The sequence below is a fragment of the Streptomyces hesseae genome (genome assembly GCF_031845785.1).
In the GTDB taxonomy this organism is placed as follows: Bacteria; Actinomycetota; Actinomycetes; order Streptomycetales; family Streptomycetaceae; genus Streptomyces; species Streptomyces hesseae.
The window spans coordinates 51,699-78,232 of the sequence record NZ_JAVRFI010000021.1 but is presented as its reverse complement, the minus strand read 5'-3'; the positions used below and the strand labels follow the sequence as shown (position 1 = coordinate 78,232).

The window sequence follows — 26,534 nt, the reverse complement described above, 5'->3', positions numbered from 1 at the left end:
TCGACGGAAATATTTTCCGCCGACCGGCCCCGGTCGAGCTACACGGTTCAGCCGCGCGGCTTCTCGCGCATCTCGTACGTCGCGATGACGTCGTCGATCTTGATGTCGTTGAAGTTTCCGAGGTTGATACCGCCCTCGAAGCCTTCGCGGATCTCGGTGACGTCGTCCTTGAAACGACGCAGACCAACGATGTTGAGCTCCTCCGCGATGACCTTGCCGTCGCGGATGAGGCGCGCCTTGGTGTTGCGCTTGACCTCGCCGGAGCGGATGAGAACACCCGCGATGTTGCCCAGCTTGGACGAGCGGAAGATCTCGCGGATCTCCGCCGTACCGAGCTCGACCTCTTCGTACTCCGGCTTCAGCATGCCCTTGAGGGCCGCCTCGATCTCCTCGATCGCCTGGTAGATGACCGAGTAGTAGCGGACGTCGACGCCCTCGCGCTCGGCCATCTGCGTGGCACGGCCCTCGGCGCGGACGTTGAAGCCGATGACGATGGCGTCGGAGCCGGTCGCCAGGTTGATGTCCGACTCGGTGACCGCACCCACACCGCGGTGCAGCACGCGGATCTCGACCTCTTCGCCGACGTCGAGCTGGAGCAGCGAGGACTCGAGAGCCTCCACCGAACCGGACGCGTCGCCCTTGATGATGATGTTGAGATCCTGCACCAGACCGGCCTTGAGCACCTTGTCGAGGTCCTCGAGGGACACCCGGCGGGTGCGCTTGGCGAAGGCGGCGTTGCGCTCGCGCGCAGCGCGCTTCTCGGCGATCTGGCGGGCCGTACGGTCCTCGTCGACGACGAGGAAGTTGTCGCCGGCGCCCGGGACGTTGGTCAGACCGAGGACGAGGACCGGAGTCGACGGACCCGCCTCCTCCACGTTCTGGCCCTTGTCGTCGAGCATCGCGCGGACACGACCGTAGGCGTCACCGGCGACCATCGTGTCGCCGACGCGGAGGGTACCGCGCTGGACGAGGACGGTGGCCACGGCGCCGCGACCGCGGTCGAGGTGGGCCTCGATCGCGATGCCCTGCGCGTCCTGCTCCGCGTTGGCGCGCAGGTCGAGCGCGGCGTCGGCGGTGAGGACGACGGCCTCGAGCAGCTTGTCGATGTTCAGGCCCTGCTTGGCGGAGATGTCGACGAACATCGTGTCGCCGCCGTACTCCTCGGCCACCAGACCGAACTCGGTCAGCTGACCGCGGACCTTGGTCGGGTCGGCACCCTCGACGTCGATCTTGTTGACCGCGACCACGATCGGCACGTCGGCCGCCTTGGCGTGGTTCAGGGCCTCGATCGTCTGCGGCATGACACCGTCGTTGGCCGCCACCACGAGGATCGCGATGTCGGTCGACTTGGCACCACGGGCACGCATGGCGGTGAACGCCTCGTGACCCGGGGTGTCGATGAAGGTGATCTTGCGCTCTTCGTCGTTGACCTCGGTCGCGACCTGGTAGGCACCGATGTGCTGGGTGATGCCACCGGCCTCGCCCGCGACCACGTTGGTCTTGCGGATCGCGTCGAGGAGTCGCGTCTTACCGTGGTCGACGTGACCCATGACGGTCACGACCGGCGGACGCGCGACGAGCATTTCCTCGCCGCCCTCGTTCTCACCGAACTCGATGTCGAAGGACTCGAGCAGCTCGCGGTCCTCCTCCTCGGGGCTGACGATCTGAACCTGGTAGTTCATCTCGCCGCCGAGGAGCAGCAGCGTCTCGTCGGAGACGGACTGCGTGGCGGTGACCATCTCGCCGAGGTTCATCATCACGGCGACGAGCGACGCCGGGTTGGCGCCGATCTTCTCCGCGAAGTCGGTGAGGGAGGCACCACGGGAGAGACGGATCGTCTCGCCGCCGCCGCGCGGCAGCATCACGCCGCCCACGGACGGGGCCTGCATGGCCTCGTACTCCTGGCGACGCTGGCGCTTGGACTTGCGGCCACGACGGGCCGGACCACCGGGACGGCCGAAGGCGCCCTGCGTGCCACCACGGGCACCCGGACCACCGGGACGACCGCCGAAGCCGCCACCCGGACGACCGGCGAAGCCGCCGCCGCCACCGCCACCGGGGCCACCGCCACCGGGACGGCCGGCGAAGCCGCCGCCACCACCGGGACGACCGCCGCCACCCGGACCGGCCGGACGACCGGCGAAGCCGGGACGACCGGCGCCGCCACCGGGACGACCAGCGCCGCCACCGGGACCGCGACCGCCGCCACCGGGGCCCGGACGCGGGCCGGCAGCCGGACGCTGCGGCATCATGCCCGGGTTCGGGCGGTTACCGGCCGGAGCGCCGCCGGGACGCGGGGCGCCACCGGGGGCACCCTGCGGACGGGGCATGCCGCCCGGGGTCGGACGGGCACCGCCCTGACCCTGCGGACGCGGGGCACCGCCGGGGCCGCCCTGCGGACGCGGGGCACCCGGACCGCCGGCACCCGGACGCGGGGCGCCACCCGGACGGGGGGCCTGAGGACGGGCCATGCCGGTGGAGCCACCGGAGGTGAAGGGGTTGTTGCCCGGACGGGGACCGGCCGGACGGGCGCCACCGGGACGCGGGGCACGCTCGCCGGGGCCACCGGCACGCGGGGCACGCTCGCCACCGGGACGGCCACCCTCACGCTGGGCGGGACCCGGACGGGCGCCACCGGGGCGCGGGGCACCGGGACGCGGCGCGGCGGGGCGCTCGGACGGCGTGGCCGGGGCCGGGGCCGGCGCGGAGAACTCCGCGGCGGGCACCGGGGTGACCGGAGCCGGCTTGGCCGGGGCGGCCGGAGCGGGCTTCGGGCCCGGACGCGGACCGGGCGTCGGCGCGGAGCCGGCGGCCGGCGTCGCCGCGGCGGGCTTGGGGGCCGCGGCCGGCTTGGGGGCCGGGGCGGCGGGACGGGGGGCCTGTGCACCCGGAGTGGGGGCACCAGGCTTCGCGGGCGCTGCCTTGCGCGGCGCCGCGGGCTTCGCAGCGGACTTGCCGGCGCTGCCGCCGGGCCCCTGCAATGCGTCAGTCAACTTACGGACGACCGGCGCCTCGATGGTCGAGGACGCCGAACGGACGAATTCACCAAGTTCTTGGAGCTTGGCCATGACGACCTTGCTCTCCACTCCGAACTCCTTGGCGAGTTCGTATACCCGGACCTTAGCCACTTCGCTCCTTCTAGGTCCGGGTGTCCGCCGGACCGTCGCTACTTCATGGGCGTACTCATCGCGTACTCATCGAGTGCTCATCGCAATCTCGACCTACTTCCAACTCGCGAGGTACCTGACATGGGTCTCCCCCGCGTGTGAACGCGGGGCCGATCTCTACTGCTGACCGGTCTGTTCGATATACCGGCGAAGTTCCGCCGTGTCGAGCGGCCCCGGGACCTTGAAGGCCCGGAGAAACGCCCGGCGGCGCACCGCCAGATCGAGGCAGACCAGTGTGGGATGCACGGAGGCACCCCGGCCGGGCAGCGTACCGCGAGGGTCGGGGACGCACGATCCCTCGATCACCACGGTCCGCAGCAGTTCACCCTTGGCCGCTCGCTCCCGGCACCCCACACAGGTGCGCTCAGGGCATGCGCGGGCATGCGTCCGGCCAGACACTGATTAAGTCTACCTCCCCGCGCGGACCTCACCCCTTCGGGGCACTGGTCGTGCGCGTATGCGTTTCGGCCATGATCGGCTGGTTTCCCGGGCCCTTCCCGGCTCCGCCAAGGGCGGAAGCGGCCCGGCAAGGTCGTTTTACGGACCTTTCGGGGCCGCTCGGGGCGCCGTGTGCGCGCCCCCCGCCGCTTCCGGACGCCGGTACGCGACTCAGTCGCGCTCGGACGGCTGCTCGGTGTCCGGACGGATGTCGATCCGCCAGCCGGTCAGCCGGGCCGCGAGCCGGGCGTTCTGCCCTTCCTTGCCGATGGCGAGGGAGAGCTGGTAGTCGGGGACGGTCACCCGGGCGGAGCGGGCGGCCATGTCGACGACCTCCACCTTGCTCACCCGAGCGGGGGACAGCGCGTGCGCCACCAGCTCGGCCGGGTCGTCCGACCAGTCGACGATGTCGATCTTCTCGCCGTGCAGCTCGGCCATGACCGCGCGGACACGGCCGCCCATCGGGCCGATGCAGGCACCCTTGGCGTTGAGGCCGGAACGGGTCGAACGCACCGCGATCTTGGTGCGGTGACCGGCCTCGCGGGCGATGGCGGCGATCTCCACCGAGCCGTCCGCGATCTCCGGGACCTCCATGGCGAAAAGCTTCTTCACCAGGTTGGGGTGGGTACGCGAAAGGGTCACGGACGGGCCGCGGACACCCTTGGCCACACGGACGACATACGTCCGCAGCCGGGTGCCGTGCTTGTACTCCTCGCCCGGTACCTGCTCCTGGACCGGCAGGATGGCTTCCAGCTTGCCGATGTCGACCAGGACGTTCTTGGGGTCCTTGCCCTGCTGCACGACGCCCGCGACGACGTCGCCCTCACGGCCGGCGAACTCACCGAAAGTGATCTCGTCCTCGGCGTCGCGCAGACGCTGGAGGATGACCTGCTTCGCGGTGGTCGCGGCGATCCGGCCGAAGCCGGAGGGGGTGTCGTCGAACTCGCGGGGCTCCTCGCCCTCGGCGAGGTCCTGCGGGTCCTCCTTGGCCCACACCGTCACATGTCCGGTCGACCGGTCCAGCTCCACGCGGGCGCGGCGGCGGCTTCCCTCGGTGCGGTGGTAGGCGATGAGGAGGGCCGACTCGATCGCCTCGACCAGCAGGTCGAAGGAGATCTCCTTCTCTCGCACCAGACCCCGCAGGGCACTCATGTCGATGTCCACGGCTACGCCTCCTCTTGAATCTCGTCGGATTCGTCTTCATCGGCCGCGGCGTCGCCCGCGGCCGTCTTGCGGTTGAACTCGATCTCCACACGCGCCTTCGCGATCTCGGCGAAGGCCAGGCGGCGGGCGGTGGGCTTGCGGCCCTTGACGCCCGGCACCTCCAGGTCGAGCCCCTCGTCGTCCACGGCGACGATCCGCGCGACGAGCTCGCCGCCCTCGGCGAGCTGTACCTTGATCAGCCGGCCGGTGGCCCGGACATAGTGCCGGAGCTGCGTCAGGGGACGGTCGGCACCCGGAGAGGTGACCTCGAGAACGTAGGGGGCTCCGCCCATCGCATCGGTCTCGTCGAGCGCGGCGGAGATGTCGCGGCTCAGGTCCGCGCACGCGTCCAGCTGGACGCCCTCGTCGGAATCGACCACGATGCGCAGCACACGCCGCTTTCCGGCCGGTGTCACCTCGACCTCTTCCAGCTCCAGCTCCCGCGCGCTCACGAGAGGGGCCAGCAGCTCGCGCAGCCGCTCGCTCTGGGTGGTGCTCATCCGGGTGACTCCTCGGCCGCGTGTGCTGTTGTGGGAAAGACGCGTGTCAGGTCAAAGCCTATCTGTTCCGGCAGCCGACTGACGATTCGGTGCCCGGTCCACGGCCGACGGGTCCCACGCCGGTACGCTCGCGTGCGGCGATCACTCGGGGCCAGACCCGTGGGAACGCCCGCCCCACCAGGACCCCGACGGGCCGGCGTGCCCGGCGCGCCGCACAGAGCCCACCAGGCGGAAAGAGGAACGTGCCGCTCACGACGACGACGCGGGGCGCGAATGGCCCGCGCAGACGCAGGGTACTGGCGGGTGGTGCCGCCGCCCTGCTGGCCGGCGGCGGCGGGGCGCTGCTCTCCGCCTGTTCCTCCGCCTCCTCCGGCGGCGGCCCGGACGCCGCCGAACGCTCCCCCGGCGCGGCACGGCTGAGGGAGCGTGCGGCGCGGGACACCGCCGCGCTCCTGGAGCGGTACGACGCCACGCTCGCCGCGCACACCGCCCTGACGGCCCGGCTGCGGCCGCTGCGGGCCGAAGTCGCGCGGCACGCCGAGGCGTTCGCCGCCCCCGGGCCGGAGTCCCCGTCAGCTTCCACCTCCGCCTCGGCGTCGCCCGCCGCGCCGGCCGCGCGCGTCGAGGTGCCCGGGGAGGAGAAGGCGGCGCTGGCCGCCCTCGCGGACGCCGAGCGGCGCACCGCCGACGCCCGGACCGCCGCCCTGGGCTCCGCGCCGCCCGAGCTCGCCCGGCTCCTCGCCTCGGTGGCGGCGGCGGGCGCGGCGCACGCCTATCTGCTGACGGAGGGCGGCTCATGACGACGGCTCGGACCGGGCGCGCCCGGCAGGAGACGGTGGCCGCCGCGCAGGCGGCGCTCGCGGCCGAGCACGCGACGGTCTACGGCTACGGGATCGTCGGCGGGCGCGTCGACGACACGCGGGCGGGCGAGGCCCGTGAGGCCCACGACGCCCACCGGGCCCGGCGGGACGCGATGAGCCGCGCGGTACGGGCGCTGGATGCCGAGCCGGAGGCGGCCGCCGCCGCGTACGCCCTGCCCTTTCCCGTGGCGGACGGGGAGGCGGCGGTGCGGCTCGCGGCGGAGCTGGAGCGGCGGCTGACGGCGGTCTACGCCGATCTCGTCCGGGCCGCCACGGGGAGTCTGCGCGCCGAGGCGGCGGCCGGGCTGCGGGAGGCGGCGGTCCGGGCGGTGCGCTGGAGCGGTGGCAGCGTAGCCTTCCCTGGGCTCGCCGATCGGGCCTGATCAGCACAGAAGGCAGGAAAGGGAACGCTCAGGGATGGCCATCACGAACGACCGCCTCGAACCGCCGCAGCGGCTGGTTCGGACCCTGGGCGCGGACCCCGCCGCCGGCGAGGACGCCCGCCGGTGGCTCTCGGACCTCCCGGACATCGCCCGGGAGTGGCTGACGCGCTGGGAGCTGACACCCGAACGGGTGCAGTGTCCCGGCGGCCGCACCAGCATGGTCGTCCTCGTCCGGCAGGCCGACGGCACGCCCGCCGCGCTCAAGCTCTCCCCGCCCGACGGCACGACCGCGGCCGAGCACGCCGCGCTCGCCCACTGGGACGGCCGCTCGGCCGTCCGCCCGCTGCGCGTGGACGCCGAGGGCGGTGCTCTGCTCCTGGAGCGGCTGCACGCCGACGTCAGCCTGCGTTCGCTGGCCGAGCAGAAGGCGCAGCTGGAGGCGGCGGCGACGCTCCAGCGGCTATGGGTGGCGCCGCCCGAGGAGCACTCTCTCGCCACCGTGACCGACCGCTCGGCGGCGCTGGCCGAGGCGCTGCGCGCGTGGCGCGAGCTGCCGTGGGCGGCGGACGCCCGGGAGCTGGTCGACGAGGCCGTCGAACTGCGGGACGGTCTGACGGCGGACGCCCCGGCGGAGCCGCCGACGCTGCTGCACGGCGAGTACCACCAGGGCAACGTCCTGGCCGCCGACCGTGTGCCGTGGCTGGCGATCGCGCCCCGCCCGCTGGTGGGCGAGCGGGCGTACGACCTGGCGTGGCTGGTGCGCGACCGGCTCGACACGCTGCTGGCGGCGCCGGGCGCGGCGGCCGCGGCGCGGCGGCGGGTGACGAAGCTGGCGGAGTCCCTGGAGGTCGACGCGGACCGGCTGCGCGGGTGGACGGTGTTCCGGGCCGCGGCCGCCGGGATGCGGGAGCTGTCGCTGGGCGCGCGGGGCCGGGGCGAACTCCTCCTGGAGTTCGCGGACTTGCTGTAATACCGGCCGGGCCGGGCTCACCCCGGCAACGGCAGCGAAGCCCCCATCACCGCGTACGGACTCGCGGCACTTGGAAAGACCACATGGCGGGCCAGGTCGCGGTAGCCCAGCTTGCGGTAGAGCGCCCGGGCCGGGCTCTCCTTGTCGATGGCGGAGAGGATGGAGCGGGGCTCCGTCGCGTCGGCTGTGATCGTCGTGATGAGGGCGCGGCCGATCCGCCGGTTCTGGTAGGCGGGGTGGACGTGCAGCTCGGTGATGACGAAGGCCTCGTCCAGCCAGCCGTCCAGTCCGTTGGCGCGCAGATACGGCTCGACGACCGTGGACCACCAGTGCGAACGGTCGTTGGGCATGCCGTAGACGAAGCCCACCAGCCGGCCCTCGGGCGTGGTGGCCCCCAGGGCCCGGGCGCCGGGGCAGGTGAGGTGCCGGAGCACGATGTGGCGCCGGACGTCGACCTCCTCGATTGTCAGCCCGAAGGCGAGGGCCTGGACGGCCAGCGCCTCGTCCACCCGGGAGGCCAGGTCGAGCGGGCCGACCACGATGTCATCCATGCCCGGGAGGCTACCCATGTGCGATCCCGTGCCTCATCAGAACAGCACGCTCATGAACGCGCCGACTTCCCGGAAGCCCACGCGGCGGTAGGTGGCGCGCGCGGCGGTGTTGTAGTCGTTGACGTAGAGGCTCGCCACAGGAGCGACCTCGCGCAGCGCGTAGCCGAGCACGGCGGCCATGCCGGTCACGGACAGCCCCTTGCCCCGGTGCTCGGGGGCGACCCAGACGCCCTGGATCTGGCAGGCCAGGTCCGTGGCGGCGCCGATCTCGGCCTTGAAGACGACGCGGCCGTTCTCCACGCGGGCGAAGGAGCGCCCGGAGCCGACGAGCTCGGCGACGCGTGCCTGGTAGAGCAGGCCGCCGTCGCCGGCGAGCGGGGAGATGCCGACCTCCTCGGTGAACATGGCCACGCACGCGGGCATGATCGTCTCCATCTCGTCCTTGCGGACGCGGCGGACGAGGGGGTCGGGGGCGATCCCGGCGGGCATGGCCCGGGCGACCATGAGCGGCTGGTGGGGGCGGACCTCGCGAGCCGGACCCCAGTGGGGCTCCAGCAGGCTCCACAGCTCGGCCGTGGCCGGGGCGGGGCCGACGATGGAGGAGCAGCGGCGTCCGCTCCGGCGGGCGCGGTCGGCGAAGGCGCGTACGGCCTCGGGGCCGGCGCAGATGGGGACGAGGTTGGCGCCGGCGTAGCAGAGGGACTCCAGGCGACCGCCCGCGTACCAGCCCCACATCTCGCCGCCGAGCCGCCAGGGGTCGAGTCCGGCGATCTTGACCCGGGCTGCGACGAAGGCGTTGGCGACGGGATCGCGGTCGAGGACGGCGAGGGCGGCGTCGAGATCGCCGGGCTCCAGGACCCTGGTGGTGGTCGTCGTCAGCACGTGTCGCAATGCCTCACCGTCGCGGGCCCGAGGCCGGGGGGAATCAGGTCCTGGCACTGTACCTCCCGGCCCCGCCGCCCACCCGCCTTGCCGCCGATATGGCGCCGCCCCGCCCGGTGCGCGGACGGGGCGGGGCGGAAGCGGGGGTGCGGGCGGTCAGCCCGCGACGCTGATGGTGGGCTCGCCGGAGGCGACGCCGTCCTTCTCCATCTGCTCGGCGATCTTCATCGCCTCCTCGATGAGGGTCTCGACGATCTTCGACTCGGGGACGGTCTTGATGACCTCGCCCTTCACGAAGATCTGGCCCTTGCCGTTGCCGGAGGCGACGCCGAGGTCGGCCTCGCGGGCCTCGCCCGGGCCGTTGACGACGCAGCCCATGACAGCGACGCGCAGGGGCACCTCCATGCCCTCCAGGCCCGCGGTGACCTCCTCGGCCAGCTTGTAGACGTCGACCTGGGCGCGGCCGCAGGACGGGCAGGAGACGATCTCCAGGCGGCGCTGGCGGAGGTTGAGGGACTCCAGGATCTGGATGCCGACCTTGATCTCCTCGGCCGGCGGGGCGGAGAGGGAGACGCGGATGGTGTCGCCGATGCCCTCGGAGAGCAGGGCGCCGAAGGCGACGGCGGACTTGATGGTGCCCTGGAACGCCGGACCGGCCTCGGTGACGCCGAGGTGCAGCGGGTAGTCGCACTGGGCGGCCAGCTGGCGGTAGGCGTTGACCATGACGACCGGGTCGTTGTGCTTGACCGAGATCTTGATGTCGCGGAAGCCGTGCTCCTCGAAGAGGGACGCCTCCCAGAGGGCGGACTCGACGAGCGCCTCGGGGGTGGCCTTGCCGTACTTCTGGAGCAGGCGGCGGTCCAGCGAGCCGGCGTTCACACCGATGCGGATCGGGGTCCCGGCGTCGCCGGCGGCCTTGGCGATCTCCTTGACCTTGTCGTCGAACTGCTTGATGTTGCCGGGGTTGACCCGGACGGCGGCGCAGCCGGCGTCGATGGCGGCGAAGACGTACTTCGGCTGGAAGTGGATGTCCGCGATGACCGGGATCTGCGACTTCCTCGCGATGATCGGCAGCGCGTCGGCGTCGTCCTGGGTCGGGCAGGCGACGCGGACGATCTGGCAGCCGGAGGCGGTCAGCTCGGCGATCTGCTGGAGGGTGGCGCCGATGTCGGAGGTGCGGGTCGTCGTCATCGACTGGACCGAGACGGGGGCGTCGCCGCCGACGGCCACGGAGCCGACCTGGATCTTGCGGCTGACCCGGCGGTCGGCGAGCTTGGTCGGAACGGAAGGCATTCCAAGCGAAATCGCTGTCATCTGGCGAGCAACCCCAAGGTTTGAATCATTGGTCCCGAGATCGGCGGGCTCCGGCATCCGAGGTTACGGCACGGGATCCCTTCGGGGCACATCAGCCAGTCCCGGCCGGACGGGCTGGAATCAGCCCGTCCGGCGTTCGAGGACCGGGTCCCGGGGCGGAGCCCCGGGAAGAAGGCCACCGGCTACGTCAGCCGCACCGGATTGACCACGTCGGCGATGAGCACCAGCAGCGTGAAGCAGACGAAAATGCCCGCCACCACATACGCCACCGGCATCAGCTTCGCCACGTCGAACGGACCGGGATCCGGCCGCCGGAAGACCTTGGCGAGGTTCCGCCGGACCGACTCCCACAGCGCGCCCGCGATGTGCCCGCCGTCCAGCGGGAGCAGCGGCAGCATGTTGAAGAGGAACAGCGAGAGGTTGAAGCCGGCGACCAGGAAGAGCATGGTCGCGATCTGCTGCGACGGCGGGATGTCGAGGTTGAACACCTCGCCGCCGACGCGGGCCGCGCCGACCACGCCCATCGGCGAGTCGGGCTTGCGCTCGCCGCCGTCGAAGGCCGCGTTCCACAGGTCCGGGATCTTGCCGGGCAGGGCGATCAGCGACTCCACGCCGGACTGGACCATGTCGCCCATGCGGTCGACGGACTGGCCGAAGGACTGCTGGACGACGCCCGTGGCCGGGGTGAAGCCGAGGAAGCCGGCGGTGACGTACTCGCCCTTGATGGGCGTGCCCTTGCCGTCGTACTTCTGGACCTGGTTGGAGATGAGGTCCGCGCGGAGGGTCTTCTCGACGCCGTCGCGGACGACGGTGATCGTGGCCGGTCCCGTGGTCCTGCGGATCTCCTTCTGGAGCGTGGTCCAGCCGTCGACCTTGTGGCCGTCGAAGGCGACGATCCGGTCCTTGGGCTGGAGGCCGGCCGCCTTGGCCGGGGAGTCCTTGGCGCCCTTGGGGCACTTGTCGGTGGCGGCGCTGGCGGAGACCACGCAGTCCGAGACGGCCGAGACGGTGGTCGTCTGGGTGTTGACGCCGAAGGACATCATCACGCCGAGGAAGATCGCGACGGCCAGGACCAGGTTCATGAACGGGCCCGCGAACATCACGATCACGCGCTTCCAGGGCTTGCGCGTGTAGAACATCCGGGTCTCGTCGCCCGGCTGGAGCTCCTCGTACGCCGCCGAGCGGGCGTCCTCGATCATGCCGCGCCACGGGGAGGTGGAGCGGGCGCTTATCCGGCCGTCCTCGCCGGGCGGGAACATGCCGATCATGCGGATGTAGCCGCCGAGGGGGACGGCCTTGATCCCGTACTCGGTCTCGCCCTTCCGCCGCGACCACAGCGTCGGCCCGAAGCCGACCATGTACTGCGGCACACGGATGCCGAACATCTTCGCCGTGGACAGGTGCCCCAGCTCGTGCCAGGCGATGGAGAAGAGCAGGCCCACCACGAAGACGACTATCCCGAGGATCGTCATCAGCATCGTCATGCGCGGGCCTCCGAGGTCGCTTGCGCCGTACGGCCGCCCGTGCGGGCCGCCAGTTCACGGGCCCGGGCACGCGCCCAGGTCTCCGCCTCCAGGACGTCCGAGAGGGTCAGTCGAGTTCCCACGGCGGGGATGCCGTGCTCCGCGACCACCTCGGCGACGGTGTCCACGATCCCATTGAACGGCAGGTGTCCGCTCAGGAACGCGTCGACGCACTCCTCGTTCGCGGCGTTGAAGACGGCCGGGGCGGTCCCGCCGAGCGTACCGACGTGCCGGGCCAGGCCCACGGACGGGAAGGCCTCCTCGTCGAGGGGGAAGAATTCCCAGGTGGAGGCCTTGGACCAGTCGAAGGCGGGGGCGGCGTCGGGCACCCGCTCGGGCCAGCCCAGCCCGATGGCGATGGGGCCACGCATGTCCGGCGGGGTCGCCTGCGCGAGGGTGGAGCCGTCGGTGAATTCCACCATCGAGTGGACGTACGACTGCGGGTGGACGACGACCTCGATGCGCTCGAACGGGATGTCGTAGAGCAGGTGGGCCTCGATGACCTCCAGGCCCTTGTTGACCAGGGTGGCGGAGTTGATCGTGATCACCGGGCCCATGGACCACGTGGGGTGCGCCAGGGCGTCCTTCGGGGTGACGGTGGCCAGCTCGGCCTTGGTCCGGCCGCGGAAGGGGCCGCCGGAGGCCGTGACGACCAGCTTGCGGACCTCGGCGCGGGTGCCGCCGAGGAGGGCCTGGAAGAGCGCGGCGTGCTCGGAGTCGACCGGGATGATCTGGCCGGGCTTGGCGAGGGCCTTCACCAGCGGACCGCCGACGATCAGCGACTCCTTGTTGGCCAGGGCCAGGGTGCGGCCCGCCTCCAGGGCGGCGAGGGTGGGGGCCAGGCCGATGGAGCCGGTGATGCCGTTGAGGACCGTGTGGCACTCACCGCGGGCCACCTCGGTGGCCGCGTCCGGGCCCGCCAGGATCTCCGGCAGCGGCTCGGTGCCGTAGCGCGCGGCCAGCGCCTCGCGCAGCGCGGGCGCCTTGTCCTCCTGCGCCACGGCCACTGTGCGGACCCTCAGTCTGTGCGCCTGCTCCGCCAGCAGTTCCACCCGTCCGCCGGCGGCGGACAGCGCGGTCACCGTGAACCGCTCGGGATTGCGCAGCACCAGGTCGATGGCCTGGGTGCCGATCGAGCCGGTCGAGCCGAGGATCACGATCTCGCGCGGGCCGTCGTGGTCACGGCCGGGGGCGGAGTAACGCAGGTGGGGGTCAGCGAGGCAGTCCGTCATCCCCCCATTGTGGCCGTACCGCCGGTCCGCCCCGACAGGGCGTCCGGCGATACGGCGCGACGGGCCCGGTGCCCGTCAGCGGATCGGGCGGTGGACGTTCTCCGCCTTGGAGGGGCCGGGGGTGGCGTCGGCGATCCAGGGGCCCTCGCCACTGGGGTCGACGATGCCGTTCTCCAGCCACTCGTACGAGCCCGCCAGCACCCCGGAGACGACCTTGCGGTCGAGGTCGTCGGTGTTGGTCCACAGCCGCCGGAAGAGCTCCTCCACCCGGATGCGGGACTGCCGGCAGAAGGCGTCGGCGAGCTGGTACGCCTCGGCGCCGTTCTCGCCGCGCAGGCGCAGGTGCTCGGCGCGGACGCAGGCGGCGCTCATCGCGAAGAGCTCGGCGCCGATGTCGACGATCCGGCCGAGGAAGCCCTGCTTGGTCTCCATGCGGCCCTGCCAGCGGGACATGGCGTAGAAGGTGGAGCGGGCGAGCTTGCGCGAGGACCGCTCGGCGTACCGCAGATGGCCCGAGAGGTCGCGGTGGCCGGCCGGATGGAACTCGGAGTACGTGCGCGGCAGCTGTCCGGGGCCCGCGACGAGCTTGGGCAGCCAGCGGGCGTAGAAGCCGCCCGCGCGGGCGCCGGCCCGTGCCTTGTCGCCCAGGGACTTGTCCGGGTCGATGAGGTCGCCGGCCACGGAGAGGTGGGCGTCGACAGCCTCGCGGGCGATCAGCAGGTGCATGATCTCGGTGGAGCCCTCGAAGATCCGGTTGATCCGCGAGTCGCGCAGCATCTGCTCGGCGGGGACCGCGCGCTCGCCCCGGGCGGCGAGCGAGTCGGCGCTCTCGTAGCCCCGGCCGCCGCGGATCTGGACCAGCTCGTCCGTCATCAGCCAGGCCATCTCGCTGGCGTAGAGCTTGGCGAGGGCGGCCTCGATCCGGATGTCGTTGCGCTCCTCGTCCGCCATCTGGCTGGACAGGTCGACGACCGCCTCCAGGGCGAAGGTGGTCGCGGCGATGAAGGAGATCTTCGAGCCGACGGCCTCGTGCTTGGCGATGGGCTTGCCCCACTGCTCGCGGGCCGAGGACCACTCGCGGGCGATCTTCAGTGCCCATTTGCCGCTCGCCGCGCACATGGCGGGGATGGACAGCCGGCCGGTGTTGAGCGTGGTCAGCGCGATCTTCAGGCCGGAGCCCTCGGGGCCGATCCGGTTGGCGGCGGGCACCCGCACCTGGTGGAAGCGGGTGACGCCGTTCTCGATGCCGCGCAGGCCCATGAAGGCGTTGCGGTTCTCCACGGTGACGCCCTCGGCGGCCGCCTCGACGACGAAGGCGGTGATGCCGCCCTTGTGGCCCTCGCTCTTGGGCACCCGCGCCATCACGACGAGGAGGTCGGCGACGACGCCGTTGGTCGTCCACAGCTTCACTCCGTCGAGGACGTAGTCGTCCCCGTCGGGCACGGCGCTCGTCGCCAGCCGGGCCGGGTCGGAACCCACGTCCGGCTCGGTCAGCAGGAAGGCGGTGATGTCCGTGCGCGCGCAGCGCGGCAGGAACTTCTCCTTCTGCTCCTGCGTGCCGAAGAGCTTCAGCGGCTGGGGCACGCCGATCGACTGGTGCGCGGAGAGCAGCGCGCCAACGACGGGGCTCGCGGAGCCGACGAGGGCGAGGGCCCTGTTGTAGTAGACGTGGTTGAGCCCGAGACCGCCGTACTTGACGTCGATCTTCATGCCGAAGGCGCCGAGCTCCTTGAGCCCGCCGACCGTCTCGTCGGGGATCTTCGCCTCGCGCTCGATGAGCGCGCCGTCGATCCGGGTCTCGCAGAATTCCCGGAGCTTGCCGAGGAACTCCTCGCCCCGCCGGACGTCGTCCGGCGCCGGGGTGGGATGCGGGTGGATCAGATCGATCCGGAACCGGCCGAGGAAGAGCTCCTTGGCGAAACTGGGTTTCTTCCAGTCCTGCTCGCGCGCCGCCTCGGCGACCTGGCGTGCCTCGCGCTCGGAGACCGGTCGTACGGATGGTGCGGTCATGTGGCACCTCACCGCGTGAGTCGGGGTGATGGTCCCGGTCGACTACCGACCGGTGCTACTCGTCCGTATGTACCTACCCGATCCGTACCGGATCTACCAGCCCCCGCGCAGTACTGGCCGCCGCCACCCATGCGGGTGACGGCGGCCAGAACCGCGTTTCAAGAACCCGGTGGCTCAGAGGTCGAGGCCGGTGAGCACGAGCACACGCTCGTACGTGTAGTCGTCCATCGCCCAGCGGACGCCCTCGCGGCCGACGCCGGACTGCTTGGCGCCGCCGTACGGCATCTGGTCGGCGCGGTAGGACGGGACGTCGCCGACGACCACGCCACCGACCTCCAGGGCGCGGTGGGCGCGGAAGGCGGTCTGGAGGTCGTGGGTGAAGACACCGGCCTGGAGGCCGTACGGGGAGTCGTTGACGGCCGCGAAGGCCGCCTCCTCGCCCTCGGCCTTCGAGATGGTCAGGACCGGGCCGAAGACCTCCTCGCAGGCGATGGTGACACCGGCGGGGACGTCGGCGAGCACGGTCGGGGCGTACGTCGCGCCGTCGCGCTTGCCACCGGCGAGCAGCGTGGCGCCCGCGGCGACGGCCTCGTCCACCCAGGACTCGACGCGCTTGGCGGCGTCCTCGCTGACCAGCGGGCCGACGTCGGTGGACGCGTCGGACGGGTCGCCCGTCACCTGCGCCTCGACTGCCGCGACGACCTTCGGCAGCAGCCGCTCGTAGAGCGAGGCGTCGGCGATGACTCGCTGCACGGAGATGCAGGACTGGCCGCCCTGGTAGTTGGAGAAGGTGGCGATGCGCTGCGCCGCCCAGTCCAGGTCCGCCTCGGAGGACCAGTCGGCGAGGACGACGGCCGCGCCGTTGCCGCCGAGCTCCAGGGTGACGTGCTTGCGGGGCACGGAGTCGAGGATCGACCAGCCGACCGGGCCGGAGCCGGTGAAGGAGATGACGGGCAGCCGCTCGTCCTGGACGAGGGCGGGCATCCGGTCGTTCGGGACCGGCAGGACGCTCCAGGAGCCGGCGGGCAGCTCGGTCTCGGCCAGGATCTCGCCCAGGACCAGGGAGGAGATCGGGGTGGCCGGGGCGGGCTTGAGGATGATCGGGGCGCCGACGGCGATGGCCGGGGCGACCTTGTGGGCGCTCAGGTTGAGCGGGAAGTTGAACGGCGCGATGCCGAGGACCGTGCCGCGCGGGACGCGGCGGGTCAGCGCGAGGCGGCCGGTGCCGCCGGCGTCGGTGTCCAGGCGCTGGGCCTCGCCGGCGTTGAAGCGGCGGGCCTCCTCGGCGGCCCAGCGGAACACCGAGACGGCACGGCCGACCTCGCCGCGGGCCCACTTGATGGGCTTGCCGTTCTCGGCGGAGATCAGCTGGGCGATCTCCTCGGTGCGCTCGGCGAGCCGCTTGGCGACGTGGTCGAGGGCCGCGGTGCGGACGTGCGCGGGCGTGGCCGCGAACTCCTCGCGCACGGCGTGCGCGGCCGCCACGGCCTCCTCGACCTGCGCCTCGGTCGGCACGCTCACGGTGCCGACGAGACGGCCGTCCCAGGAGTTCGTGACGTCGAAGGTCTCCTCGCCGGTGGCCTCACGGCCGGCCAGCCAGAACGCGATGGGAGCGGTCACGGGTTTCCTCCGGGGGTGCGGATGACTTGGGGCTCCCTCACCGTAGGCGCGCGGCGCGCGCTGGTCGCTTGTCCGTGGTGGAGCGCGCGGGGGCGGCGGTACGCCACTGTGGCGGGGTGGGTTCGGCACCGCCGGGTACGTCGGCTGGTGGCCGAGCGCCGTCGCGGCGGGTGTTCTTCCGCCGCGACGGCGCTCAGCCCACGGCGACGTGCACGGCGGTGCCGAACCGCCCTCAGCCGAACCGCTACGACGGCCCCGTCGTCGCCTTCAGCGCCAGCCACAACTCCATCCGCACATCCGGATCGTCCAGCGACCGCCCCAGGATCTCCTCCACCCGACGCATCCGGTACCGCAGCGTGTGGCGGTGGACGCCCAGGTCGGCGGCGGCCGCGTCCCACTGGCCGTGGCGTGCGAGCCAGGCGCGGAGGGAGGCGACCAGGTCGCCGCGCCCGGTGGCGTCGTGCTCGTGGAGGGCGCGCAGGAGCCCGTCCGCGAAGGCCCGTACCGCGTCGTCGGCGAGCAGGGGCATGACCGAGCCGGTCGCGACCTCCTCGTGCTCGACGAGGGCGCGGCCCCGGCGCCGGGCGACGGACAGGGCCTGTTCGGCCTGGTGGAAGGCGGCCCCGGCGGCCGCGGGCCGGGTGGGCGCCGAGAGGCCGACGGCCACACCCGGGGCGGCCGGGCCGCCCTCCCGCTCCGCCCCCGCGGCCCCGCGCCGCGCCTCGACCGTACGGGCGTACGCGATGCACGCGGCCACCGCCGCCCCGCCGTCCCGGGCGAGGACGACGACGCGCTCGCCCTCCGGCACCACGAGCACCGGCTCGGCCGCCCGGCTCGCCGCGGTCTCGGCGGTGTCGGCGAGCACGCCGAGCTCGCCCTCCGGATCGGTATCGGCGGCCTCCGCCACCAGCATCCGGAAGGGCTCGTCCAGCAGCGCCCCGTACAGCTCCCCCGCGACGGCCCGCGCGTGGCCCGGCTCGTCCGCGAGCAGCATCCGCAGCACCGCCGCGCCCAGCCGCGCCTCCGCGTCCTGGAGGGCGCGCGAACGCTCGGTGGTCAGGGTGAGGAGGGCGACGGCGGAGTTGACGGCGTAGCGCCCGGCGGTGCCGAGGGGCGCGTCCGTGCCCACGGCGAGGACGCCGCGCGTGCGGCGGCCGGAGCCGAGGGACTGGAGCTCGATCCGGTCGCCGCCCTCCGCCCCGGCGGCGTCCGGGCCGAGGACGGCGCTGGCGGGCGCGGGCCGCTCCCGCAGCCGTTTCACGTCGGCGCCGAGCCGGGCCGCGCGGCGGGCCGCCCAGCCGGGCGCGGCGGCGACGACGGCGCCGGAGGCGTCGTAGAGCGCGGCCCACCCGCCGAGGTGGGCGGCGAGCCGGGCGAGGAGCGCGGCGGGGCCCTCGGGGGCGAGGGCGGCGCGGGTCAGCTCGCGCTGGGCCTCGAAGCCCGCCGTGACCGCGTGGTACTGGTCGGCCGCGGCGGCCGCCGAGACGGCCTTGGTGATGGCCAGGAACGGGGTGCGGCGGGGCACCTCCAGCAGCGGCAGGCCGTCCTCGGCGGCCGCCTCGACGAGGGCGCCGGGCACCTCGTCGTAGTTCACCCCGACGGCGAAGCCGAGCCCCACCACGCCGGCCCGCACCAGGCGGCGTACGTAACTCCGCATCTCCTCCCGGTCCGCGGCGTCGATCTTCATCGCCGTGATCAGCAGCAGTTCCCCGCCGTCCATCCACGGCACGGGGTCGGCGAGCTCGCTGACGTGCGCCCAGCGGACGGGCGTGTCCAGCCTGTCCGCTCCGGCGAGCACGGTGAGCCTGAGCGCGGAGTGGTTGACCAGAGAGGCGAGCGTGAGGGGCATGGAACCTTCGGCCGGGTGGTGCGGAGAGAGTGCCGTCCCGTATGAACGGCTGTGACCGATTCTGCCTCAGTGGAGCATTGCGTAGAAAGCGGGAACCCGCCGGTCAGCGCTCCAGGTCGACCAGGACGGGGGGCGTGCTGCCGCCCCGTACGGACGTCACGGACAGCACCGCGTGCCCGGCTGGCACGCCGTGGGCCAGCTCGGAGGCGGACCAGCGCTCCCGCTCCACCTTGCGGACGGTCACGGACTGGGCGGTGACGGCCCGGCCCGTGATCACCCGGCGGATGACATGGGTGACGCGGGTGAGCGGCTCGTGGGCGATGACCTGGCGGTCGGTGACGTCGCGGGTCTCCACCCACTCCTTGCCCCAGACCTCCGCGAAGCGCGCGCCGTCCCAGGTGGTCACCCCGGAGAAGGCCATCCGGCAGCCGACGGAGCCCAGCAGGGCGCTGCGCAGCGCCTCGGGGACGTCGTCGAGGGTGCGCAGGGTGAGCACGGCTCCGGCGTTGGTGGAGCGCAGCCGCGCCAGGCCGCGTACGGACTCGGGGGTGACGGTGTGGGTGGCGTCGTCGAGGACGAGGCAGGCGAACAGCGAGCGGTCGGCGCGGCCGGCGGCGCACTCCGTGAACTGGGCCAGGATCAGCCGGGCGAGCATCCGGGACGCCTCGGCGTGGCCGCGCTCGGGGAGATCGATCCGGACGCGCAGCGGGTGCTCCAGCGTCCGTAGCGAGAAGGTCCGCCCGGGGCGGGTGGTGTCGAAGAAACCCGCGAAGGCGGGCCGGTCGAGGAGGGCGAGCCGGTCGGAGAGCAGCGGCCCGGGGTCGCCGTGCCGTTCCGCCTGGCGCTCGCGGGCGTCGAGTTCGCGGACGAGCGCCTCCTGCCCACGTGCCGCGAGGGCGGTGCGCAGCGCGCCGGTCGCGGCGGCGGAGCCGTCGAGGAGGTCGCGCAGTTCGGGGACGGCCGGGAAGCGGCCGTGGGCGGCCCGGAAGGGGCCGAGGAGCTGGGCCAGGGCGGTGGCGGCCCGGCGGCCGTCGTCGCCGGGGAGACCGGCGACGATGTCCCCGACGAGTCCCTCGGCGAGGACGGCGGCGGCTTCGTCGGGGTCGTCCGTGCCGCCGTACAGGTCGAGGTCGTAGGCGGAGTCCGGGCGTCCGATGCGGACCACGACGTCGAAGGCGTCGTCGGGGGCGAGCCCTGCGCCCGCCGCCCCGACGGCGACGACCGCGGTGCGCCCGGCGAGCGCCTGGAGGCACAGCGACTCGAGAACGGGCCGCACCAGCCGCGCGGACTTGCCGCAGCCGGGCGGCCCGACGGCGAGCAGGGAGGTGCCCAGCAGCGTGGGGTCGAGGGCGGCGCCGACGCCCCGGTGGCCGTAGGGGTTGCGCTCGTCGTCGGTGGCGGTGCCGATGCGGACCTGGCGGGTGGCGAGGTCGTGGACGGCGGCGCGTACGGGCAGGTCGCGCGCCCCGGAGGGGTGGGCGCAGGCGGCGGCGCCGTGTTTGACCACGGCGTCGGTGAAGGCGGCCAGCCGGTCGGGGCGGACGCGCGAGGCCTCCCAGGCGCGCCCGATGCGGGCGTGGTCGACGTCGTTCATCAGCCCGGCCCTGGCCTCCGCCGCGAGCCGGTCGGCGGCGGCACCCGCCCCCGAGGCGCGCAGCCGGGGCCATTCGGCGGGGTCCTCGTCCGGCGCGGCGGGAGCGGTCGGCGCCTGCTCGCCGGAGTCGTCCCACAGGCGGCGCAGGGCGGGCGCGGCCCAGCGGCGCCAGACCTGGGGCCAGCGCCCGAGACGGCCGAAGACGACGGCGAGGACGAGGGCGACCAGGACGTAGTAGCCGTAGACGACCCAGACGGCGAAGATGCCCTCCTCCCGCCAGGAGTCGGGCGTCAGGGCGAACAGCGGCCAGATCCAGTAGTGGCCGAGGTAGCCGTTCCACAGCAGGGACCACAGCAGCCAGCCGCACAGCAGGGAGATCACCGCGCTGCTGATCAGTTGCCGGCCGGGGATCCGGTCGGGCTCCTCCGGCGGCCGGGGCCGGTGGCCGAACGTCCACACGCCGGGCGCCGCTTCCGGGCGCGGGGTGCGCAGCCAGGACAGGAACGGGGCGCCGGCGGCCCCGGCGGCCGGAGGCGCGGCGTCCGGGCGCGGCGGCACGGCCGCCTCGACGGGCGGTGGCACGGCCGCACCGGCCGGGGGCACCGTGGGCCGGGCGCCCGGCGTGGGCGTGCCGGGCGGCGTGGGTGCCGCAGCCGGTGCGGGTGCCGCGGGCGGCTCCCCGGGCGGGCCCGCCTGGCGCGGCGGACGGCCCCCCCGCGCGCCCGGCGTCTCCCTACCGCCTCCCGTGGTCTGCTCGGTGTCCCTCACTGCCCCTCGCCCCCAGCCGGCCGTCGCGCCGCGCGTGCCTGAAGTCTCCGACCGGCCCAATCTAGTGGGACACCATGTCCGATACGGACAACGGGACGCGCGCACTTCTCCCGATCGGAACATGCCGCGCTCCCCTCGCCGCACCTAGCCTGCGACCAAAAGCCCGTACGTTCCCCCTGGAGCTCTCATGACCGAACTGTCCGGAGGCGCCGCCCTCCCCCAGGAGCGCCGCGTCGTCACTGCGATCCCCGGCCCCAAGTCGCTCGAGCTCCAGGCCCGCCGCCTCGAAACGGTCGCGGGCGGTGTGGGCTCCGTCCTGCCGGTGTTCACCACCCGCGCGGGCGGCGGCGTCATCGAGGACGTCGATGGCAACCGCCTGATCGACTTCGGCTCGGGCATCGCCGTGACCTCGGTCGGCGCCAGCGCCGAGGCCGTGGTGCGCCGCGCCGCCGCGCAGCTCGCCGACTTCACCCACACCTGTTTCATGGTGACCCCCTACGAGGGTTACGTGGAGGTCTGCGAGAAGCTCGCCGAGCTGACCCCGGGCGACCACGCCAAGAAGTCCGCGCTGTTCAACTCGGGCGCCGAGGCCGTCGAGAACGCCGTCAAGATCGCCCGTGCGCACACCAAGCGCCAGGCCGTCGTCGTCTTCGACCACGGCTACCACGGCCGCACCAACCTGACGATGGCGCTCACCGCCAAGAACATGCCGTACAAGCACGGCTTCGGCCCGTTCGCGCCCGAGGTCTACCGGGTGCCGGTGGCGTACGGCTACCGCTGGCCGACCGGCGCGGAGAACTGCGGCCCCGAGGCCGCCGCCCAGGCCATCGACCAGATCACCAAGCAGATCGGCGCCGAGAACGTCGCCGCGATCATCATCGAGCCGGTGCTGGGCGAGGGCGGCTTCATCGAGCCGGCCAAGGGCTTCCTGCCGGCGATCGTGAAGTTCGCCAACGACAACGGCATCGTCTTCGTCGCGGACGAGATCCAGTCCGGCTTCTGCCGCACCGGCCAGTGGTTCGCCTGTGAGGACGAGGGCGTCGTCCCGGACCTGATCACCACCGCCAAGGGCATCGCCGGCGGTCTGCCGCTGGCCGCCGTCACCGGCCGCGCAGAGATCATGGACGCCGCCCACCCGGGCGGTCTGGGCGGCACCTACGGCGGCAACCCGGTGGCCTGCGCCGGTGCCCTGGGCGCCATCGAGACCATGCTCGAGCTGGACCTCAACGGCAAGGCCAAGCGCATCGAGGAGGTCATGAAGGGCCGCCTCGCCGCGATGCAGGAGAAGTTCCCGGTCATCGGCGACATCCGCGGCCGCGGCGCGATGATCGCGATCGAGCTGGTCAAGGACCCGGCGACCAAGGAGCCGAACGCGGAGGCCGCCGGCGCGCTCGCCAAGGCCTGCCACGCCGAGGGCCTGCTGGTCCTCACCTGCGGCACCTACGGCAACGTGCTGCGCTTCCTGCCGCCGCTGGTCATCGGCGAGGACCTGCTGAACGAGGGCCTCGACATCATCGAGGGCGCGTTCGCGCGTCTCTGAGCCGGCTGTGAGCCAGTTGTGAGCCGGTGAAGAACCTGTGCGGGGCGGGTGGTGGACGGGTGATCCGACTATCGGATCGCCCATCCCTGCCGTACGGTTTCTGCAGATGAGTGAAACACCCCGTCCGCAGGGGACTGCGGACGATGCCGTGCCGTCGCTTCCCCGGCGCCGGCCCGGCCGTGCCTTCGCGCACAGCACTGGAGCCCTCGGCTCCGGACATCCTCACCGATCGGACGGTCGCCCGCCCCATACCCCCCGGGGCGCGCGGTCCACCGGCCGGACCGGCGGCCCTGGAACTTCCCCCCCTGTTCCGGGGCCGTCGGCATTCCTCTTCCCGGCCCTCTTCCCGGCCGTGTGCGTGGTCCTCTTCGCGCTCGTCACCTGGCAGGTCGCCGCGCACGGGCCGCTGCGCGCCCTCGACGAGCGGCTGGGCCGTACGGTCGCGGGCGCGGGCGCCGTGCCGTCTTGGGGCGCCGAGTTTCTGGCCGATCTGGGCAATACGGTCGTGGCGGTGCCGGTGCTTCTGGCTGCCGTCGTCTTCGCCGCCGTGCGCGGGCGGCGGTGGCGGCCGCCGGTGGCCGCCGCGCTGGCGATGGTGGCGGTGCCCTTGCTCGTCGTGCCGCTGAAGTGGTGGATCGGGCGGGCGGGGCCACCGGCGATGGGGGCCGGGCCGCATGACGGGTTCTTTCCTTCTGGCCATGCGGCCACGGCGGCCGTCGCCTACGGGGCGGCGGCGTTGCTGGTCTTCCGGCGGTGGTGGTGGGTGGCGCCTTATGTGCTGCTCAACCTCGGTGTCGGTCTCGGGCTGGTGCGGCAGGGGTATCACTGGCCGCTGGATGTGGTCGGGGCGTGGTGCCTGGCGGGGGTCGTGCTGTGGGTGCAGGCCGGTGGTCGCGTTGTGCCCACCCGTCCCGCCCTGCGGGACGATTGCCCACAACGCGGCAGCTAACTGTCGAAACCCAGCCCCAGTTTGTCCATCGTCCTCAGCCAAACGTTGCGGCGACCGCCATTCGTGTCAGCCCGGGTCATCGCCCACTGGGTGATGCCGATCCCCACCGACCGGACCGGCTCGGGCGGGAACGGCAGCGGCTTGCTGCGGACCATCTCCAGTTCCGTGCGCTCGGTGCGCGCGCCGGAGAGCAGGTCCAGCATGACGTCCGCGCCGAAGCGGGTCGCGCCGACGCCGAGCCCCGTGAAGCCCAGCGCGTAGGCGACGCGGCCGCCGTGGGCGGTGCCGAAGAAGGCGGAGAAACGGGAGCAGGTGTCGATCGCGCCGCCCCAGGTGTGCGAGAAGCGCACCCCCTCCAGCTGCGGGAAGCAGCGGAAGAAATGCTCGGCGAGGCGCTGGTACGTGGCCGGGTGGTGGTCGTACTCGGCCCGTACGCCGCCGCCGTAGCGGTAGACGATGTCGTAGCCGCCCCACAGCACGCGGTTGTCCGCCGTCAGCCGGAAGTAGTGGAAGTGGTTGGCGCTGTCGCTGAGCCCCTGGCGGCGGCGCCAGCCGACGGAGGCCAGCTGCTCCTCGGTGAGCGGCTCGGTCATCAGCGCGTAGTCGTAGACGGGGGCGATGTACGGGCGGAGCCGCTTGACCAGGGAGGGAAAGGCGTTGGTGCCCAGCGCGACGTGGCGGGCGAAGACCCGGCCGTAGGGGGTGCGGACGGCCAGTCCGGCGCGGCGGGCGGAGAGCTCGGTGCCGGGGGTGTGCTCGTAGATCCGTACGCCGAGGCCCAGGCAGGCGCGCCGAAGGCCCCAGGCGAGCTTGGCCGGGTGGAGCATGGCGACGCCGGTGCGGTTCCACAGGCCGGCGAGGAAGGTCGGGGAGTCGGCCTCGGCCCGCATGGCGTCGCGGTCGAGGAAGGTGTGGCCGGTGACGCCGAGGGCCTTCGCCCGCGCGGCGGCCTCGCGGAGCTCCAGGGCCTGGTGGGGGGCGGTGGCCACGTCGATCTCGCCGGTGCGCTCGAAATCGCAGTCGATGCCGTGGCGGGCGAGGGTGGCCTCGATGCCGTCGAGGTTGCGGTGGCCGAGCTCCTCCAGCGTGCGGAGCTCGGCGGGCCAGCGGGCGTGGCCGTTGGCCCAGCCGTGGGTGAGGGAGGCGGCGCAGAAGCCGCCGTTGCGGCCGGAGGCGGCCCAGCCGGTCTCCTGGGCCTCGATGAGGACGACGTCCCGGCCGGGGTCGCGTTCCTTGGCCAGGAGCGCGGTCCACAGGCCGGAGTAGCCGCCGCCGACGACGAGCAGGTCGCAGTGCTCGTCGCCGACGAGCGCGGGGAGCGCCTCCGGCCGGGAGGGGTCGTCGAGCCAGTAGGGGCGAGGGGTCGCGTCGGAGAGTGCTCGTACAGCGGGGATCCGGGGAGCTCCCCCGGATTGGTGCGGTATGGCACCGACGGCCATGGTTCTCAGCTCCTTCTCGGGCGTCTCCCGACGAGCTGGCCGACGAGGACGCACAACACGGCGATGGCGAACATCGCCGTTCCGATGACATTGATTTGTACGGGTGTGCCCCGTTGTGCGGATCCCCAGACGTACATGGGGAAGGTCACGGTCGAGCCGGCGTTGAAGTTGGTGATGATGAAGTCGTCGAACGAGAGCGCGAAGGAGAGCAGCGCTCCGGCGACGATGCCGGGGGCGGCGATGGGCAGGGTGACCTTGCGGAAGGTCTGCCACGGGGTGGCGTAGAGGTCCTGGGCGGCCTGTTCGAGGCGCGGGTCCATGCTCATCACCCGGGCCTTGACGGCGGTGACCACGAAGCTCAGGCAGAACGTGATGTGGGCGATGAGGATGGTCCAGAAGCCGAAGCTGACGCCCATGTTGAGGAAGAGGGTCGCCAGGGAGGCGGCCATGACGACCTCGGGCATGGCCATCGGCAGGAAGACCAGGGTGCCGGCCGAGGTGCGGGCCCGGAAGCGGTAGCGGGCGAGCGCGAAGGCGATCGCGGTGCCCAGGAGGGTGGCGCCGACGGTCGCCCAGAGGGCGATCCACAGGCTCAGCGAGAGCGAGCCGCACAGGTCGGCGACGCCGCAGGGGTTGGTCCAGGCGTCGGTGGAGAAGCGCTGCCACTGGTAGTTGAAGCGGCCGTTCGGCTTGTTGAACGAGAAGATCGTCACCACGACGTTGGGCAGGATCAGGAAGGCGAGGGTGGCCAGCCCGGCGATCACGACCAGGTTCCGGCGCAGTCCGCGCCCGAGGCGGTTCAGAAGTGCCATCAGACCAGCTCCTCCGTCCCGGACTTGCGGATGTAGACGGTGACCATGGCGAGGATCGCGGCCATGAGGAGGAACGACAGGGCGGCCGCCGTCGGGTAGTCGAGGACCCGCAGGAACTGGGACTGGATGACGTTGCCGATCATCTTCTGGTCGGTGGAGCCCAGCAGCTCGGCGTTGATGTAGTCGCCCGTGGCGGGGATGAAGGTCAGCAGGGTGCCGGCGACGACGCCCGGCATGGACAGCGGGAGGGTCACCTTGCGGAAGGTGGTGAGCGGCCGGGCGTAGAGGTCGCCGGCGGCCTCGTGGAGGCGGCTGTCGATGCGTTCGAGCGAGGTGTAGAGCGGCAGGATCATGAACGGGAGGAAGTTGTAGGTCAGCCCGCAGACCACGGCGAGCGGGGTGGCGAGCACGCGGTGGCCCTCGGTGACGCCCAGCGCGTCGGTGACGGCGAGGACGTGCAGCGCATCGAGGGCGCGGACGACGGGGCCGCCGTCGGAGAGGATCGTCTTCCAGGCGAGGGTGCGGATCAGGAAGCTGGTGAAGAACGGCGCGATGACGAGCACCATCAGCACGTGGCGCCAGCGGCCCGCGCGGAAGGCGATGAGGTAGGCCAGCGGGTAGCCCAGCAGGAGGCAGAGCGCGGTGGCGGTCGCGGAGTAGGCGACGGAGCGCAGGAACTGCGGGTAGTACTCGGTCAGGGCGTCCCAGTAGGTGGCGAAGTGCCAGGTGACCTTGAAGCCCTCTTCGAGGGAACCGGTCTGTACGGAGGTCGACGCCTGGTAGACCAGGGGGGCCACGAAGAAGACGAGCAGCCAGAGGGCGCCGGGGAGCAGCAGCCAGTAGGGGACGCGCTTCCTGCGGAGGACGGCCTTGTGGAGGGCGCCGTCGGCGGAGGGTGCGGGAGGGTGGTCGGTGGTGGCGGTCGTCATC

21 protein-coding genes are annotated in these 26,534 nt (G+C 72.8%); 5 read left to right on the top strand and 16 right to left on the bottom strand.

Annotated features, from left to right (window positions below; translation table 11 throughout):
- Nucleotides 1-47 precede the first annotated feature (47 nt).
- The 4 genes from infB to rimP all read right to left on the bottom strand — a co-directional run bounded on the left by infB (nt 48) and on the right by rimP (nt 5,308).
- Nucleotides 48-3,128, bottom strand: coding sequence for a translation initiation factor IF-2 (gene infB / locus RM609_RS26470; RefSeq protein WP_311614079.1), 3,081 nt, complete (start codon nt 3,126-3,128; stop codon nt 48-50).
- Between the two features lie 156 nt (nt 3,129-3,284).
- The gene (locus RM609_RS26465) at nt 3,285-3,566 is read right to left on the bottom strand and encodes a YlxR family protein (RefSeq protein WP_311614078.1); all 282 of its coding nucleotides are present in this window, start codon (nt 3,564-3,566) and stop codon (nt 3,285-3,287) included.
- Nucleotides 3,567-3,776: 210 nt separating this feature from the next.
- Nucleotides 3,777-4,769 (bottom strand): transcription termination factor NusA, encoded by a 993-nt coding sequence (gene nusA / locus RM609_RS26460; protein WP_311614077.1) that lies wholly within the window; start codon nt 4,767-4,769, stop codon nt 3,777-3,779.
- A gap of 2 nt (nt 4,770-4,771) precedes the next feature.
- A complete protein-coding gene (gene rimP, locus RM609_RS26455) occupies nt 4,772-5,308 on the bottom strand; it encodes a ribosome maturation factor RimP (protein WP_311614076.1) in 537 nt (178 codons plus the stop codon).
- Nucleotides 5,309-5,550: 242 nt separating this feature from the next.
- Here rimP and RM609_RS26450 point away from each other — a divergent pair, with 242 nt between their 5' ends.
- The 3 genes from RM609_RS26450 to RM609_RS26440 are packed head-to-tail and all read left to right on the top strand — an operon-like array spanning nt 5,551 to nt 7,521.
- Entirely contained in the window at nt 5,551-6,108 is a 558-nt protein-coding gene (locus RM609_RS26450) for a hypothetical protein (RefSeq protein ID WP_311614075.1), read from the top strand.
- Entirely contained in the window at nt 6,105-6,551 is a 447-nt protein-coding gene (locus tag RM609_RS26445) for a DUF4439 domain-containing protein (RefSeq protein ID WP_311614074.1), read from the top strand. Before RM609_RS26450 ends, RM609_RS26445 begins: the two co-directional genes overlap by 4 nt.
- 34 nt (nt 6,552-6,585) lie before the next feature.
- A complete protein-coding gene (locus tag RM609_RS26440) occupies nt 6,586-7,521 on the top strand; it encodes an aminoglycoside phosphotransferase family protein (RefSeq protein ID WP_311614073.1) in 936 nt (311 codons plus the stop codon).
- A 17-nt stretch (nt 7,522-7,538) separates the two neighbouring features.
- On the opposite strand, the gene RM609_RS26435 is transcribed toward RM609_RS26440, so the two are convergent.
- From RM609_RS26435 to RM609_RS26395, 9 genes are all read right to left on the bottom strand, one after another.
- Complete coding sequence (locus RM609_RS26435; protein ID WP_311614072.1) at nt 7,539-8,072, bottom strand: GNAT family N-acetyltransferase; 534 nt, start codon at nt 8,070-8,072, stop codon at nt 7,539-7,541.
- A 36-nt stretch (nt 8,073-8,108) separates the two neighbouring features.
- On the bottom strand, nt 8,109-8,954 hold the full coding sequence (locus tag RM609_RS26430) for a GNAT family N-acetyltransferase (RefSeq protein WP_311614071.1): 846 nt from the start codon (nt 8,952-8,954) through the stop codon (nt 8,109-8,111).
- A 156-nt stretch (nt 8,955-9,110) separates the two neighbouring features.
- Entirely contained in the window at nt 9,111-10,268 is a 1,158-nt protein-coding gene (gene ispG, locus RM609_RS26425) for a flavodoxin-dependent (E)-4-hydroxy-3-methylbut-2-enyl-diphosphate synthase (protein WP_311614070.1), read from the bottom strand.
- A 182-nt stretch (nt 10,269-10,450) separates the two neighbouring features.
- On the bottom strand, nt 10,451-11,752 hold the full coding sequence (locus RM609_RS26420; RefSeq protein WP_311614069.1) for a M50 family metallopeptidase: 1,302 nt from the start codon (nt 11,750-11,752) through the stop codon (nt 10,451-10,453).
- Nucleotides 11,749-13,023, bottom strand: coding sequence for a 1-deoxy-D-xylulose-5-phosphate reductoisomerase (gene dxr / locus RM609_RS26415; protein WP_311614068.1), 1,275 nt, complete (start codon nt 13,021-13,023; stop codon nt 11,749-11,751). The genes RM609_RS26420 and dxr overlap by 4 nt, the downstream gene beginning before the upstream one ends.
- Before the next feature lie 75 nt (nt 13,024-13,098).
- Nucleotides 13,099-15,033: an acyl-CoA dehydrogenase family protein gene (locus RM609_RS26410; protein WP_311614067.1), complete on the bottom strand. Its 1,935-nt coding sequence runs from the start codon at nt 15,031-15,033 to the stop codon at nt 13,099-13,101.
- 174 nt (nt 15,034-15,207) lie between these two features.
- Nucleotides 15,208-16,653, bottom strand: a complete 1,446-nt coding sequence (locus RM609_RS26405) for an aldehyde dehydrogenase family protein (RefSeq protein WP_311614066.1) — start codon at nt 16,651-16,653, stop codon at nt 15,208-15,210.
- 244 nt (nt 16,654-16,897) lie between these two features.
- Nucleotides 16,898-18,502: a PucR family transcriptional regulator gene (locus RM609_RS26400; protein WP_311614065.1), complete on the bottom strand. Its 1,605-nt coding sequence runs from the start codon at nt 18,500-18,502 to the stop codon at nt 16,898-16,900.
- Nucleotides 18,503-18,605: 103 nt separating this feature from the next.
- On the bottom strand, nt 18,606-20,699 hold the full coding sequence (locus tag RM609_RS26395) for an ATP-binding protein (protein WP_438828542.1): 2,094 nt from the start codon (nt 20,697-20,699) through the stop codon (nt 18,606-18,608).
- Between the two features lie 352 nt (nt 20,700-21,051).
- Between RM609_RS26395 and gabT the strand changes: the two genes are divergently transcribed.
- Nucleotides 21,052-22,404 (top strand): 4-aminobutyrate--2-oxoglutarate transaminase, encoded by a 1,353-nt coding sequence (gene gabT, locus RM609_RS26390; RefSeq protein ID WP_311614063.1) that lies wholly within the window; start codon nt 21,052-21,054, stop codon nt 22,402-22,404.
- 352 nt (nt 22,405-22,756) lie between these two features.
- Nucleotides 22,757-23,353 carry a phosphatase PAP2 family protein gene (locus RM609_RS26385; protein ID WP_311614062.1) on the top strand — a complete coding sequence of 199 codons (597 nt, stop codon included), beginning with the start codon at nt 22,757-22,759 and terminating at the stop codon, nt 23,351-23,353.
- Here the strand turns inward: RM609_RS26385 and RM609_RS26380 are convergent.
- From RM609_RS26380 to RM609_RS26370, 3 genes are read right to left on the bottom strand one after another with little or no spacing between them, the layout of a single operon-like run.
- Complete coding sequence (locus RM609_RS26380; protein WP_311614061.1) at nt 23,350-24,792, bottom strand: NAD(P)/FAD-dependent oxidoreductase; 1,443 nt, start codon at nt 24,790-24,792, stop codon at nt 23,350-23,352. The genes RM609_RS26385 and RM609_RS26380 overlap by 4 nt on opposite strands.
- A 5-nt stretch (nt 24,793-24,797) precedes the next feature.
- Entirely contained in the window at nt 24,798-25,604 is an 807-nt protein-coding gene (locus RM609_RS26375) for an ABC transporter permease (RefSeq protein ID WP_311614060.1), read from the bottom strand.
- Nucleotides 25,604-26,533 (bottom strand): ABC transporter permease, encoded by a 930-nt coding sequence (locus tag RM609_RS26370; protein WP_311614120.1) that lies wholly within the window; start codon nt 26,531-26,533, stop codon nt 25,604-25,606. The genes RM609_RS26375 and RM609_RS26370 overlap by 1 nt, the downstream gene beginning before the upstream one ends.
- Nucleotide 26,534: the final 1 nt, after the last annotated feature.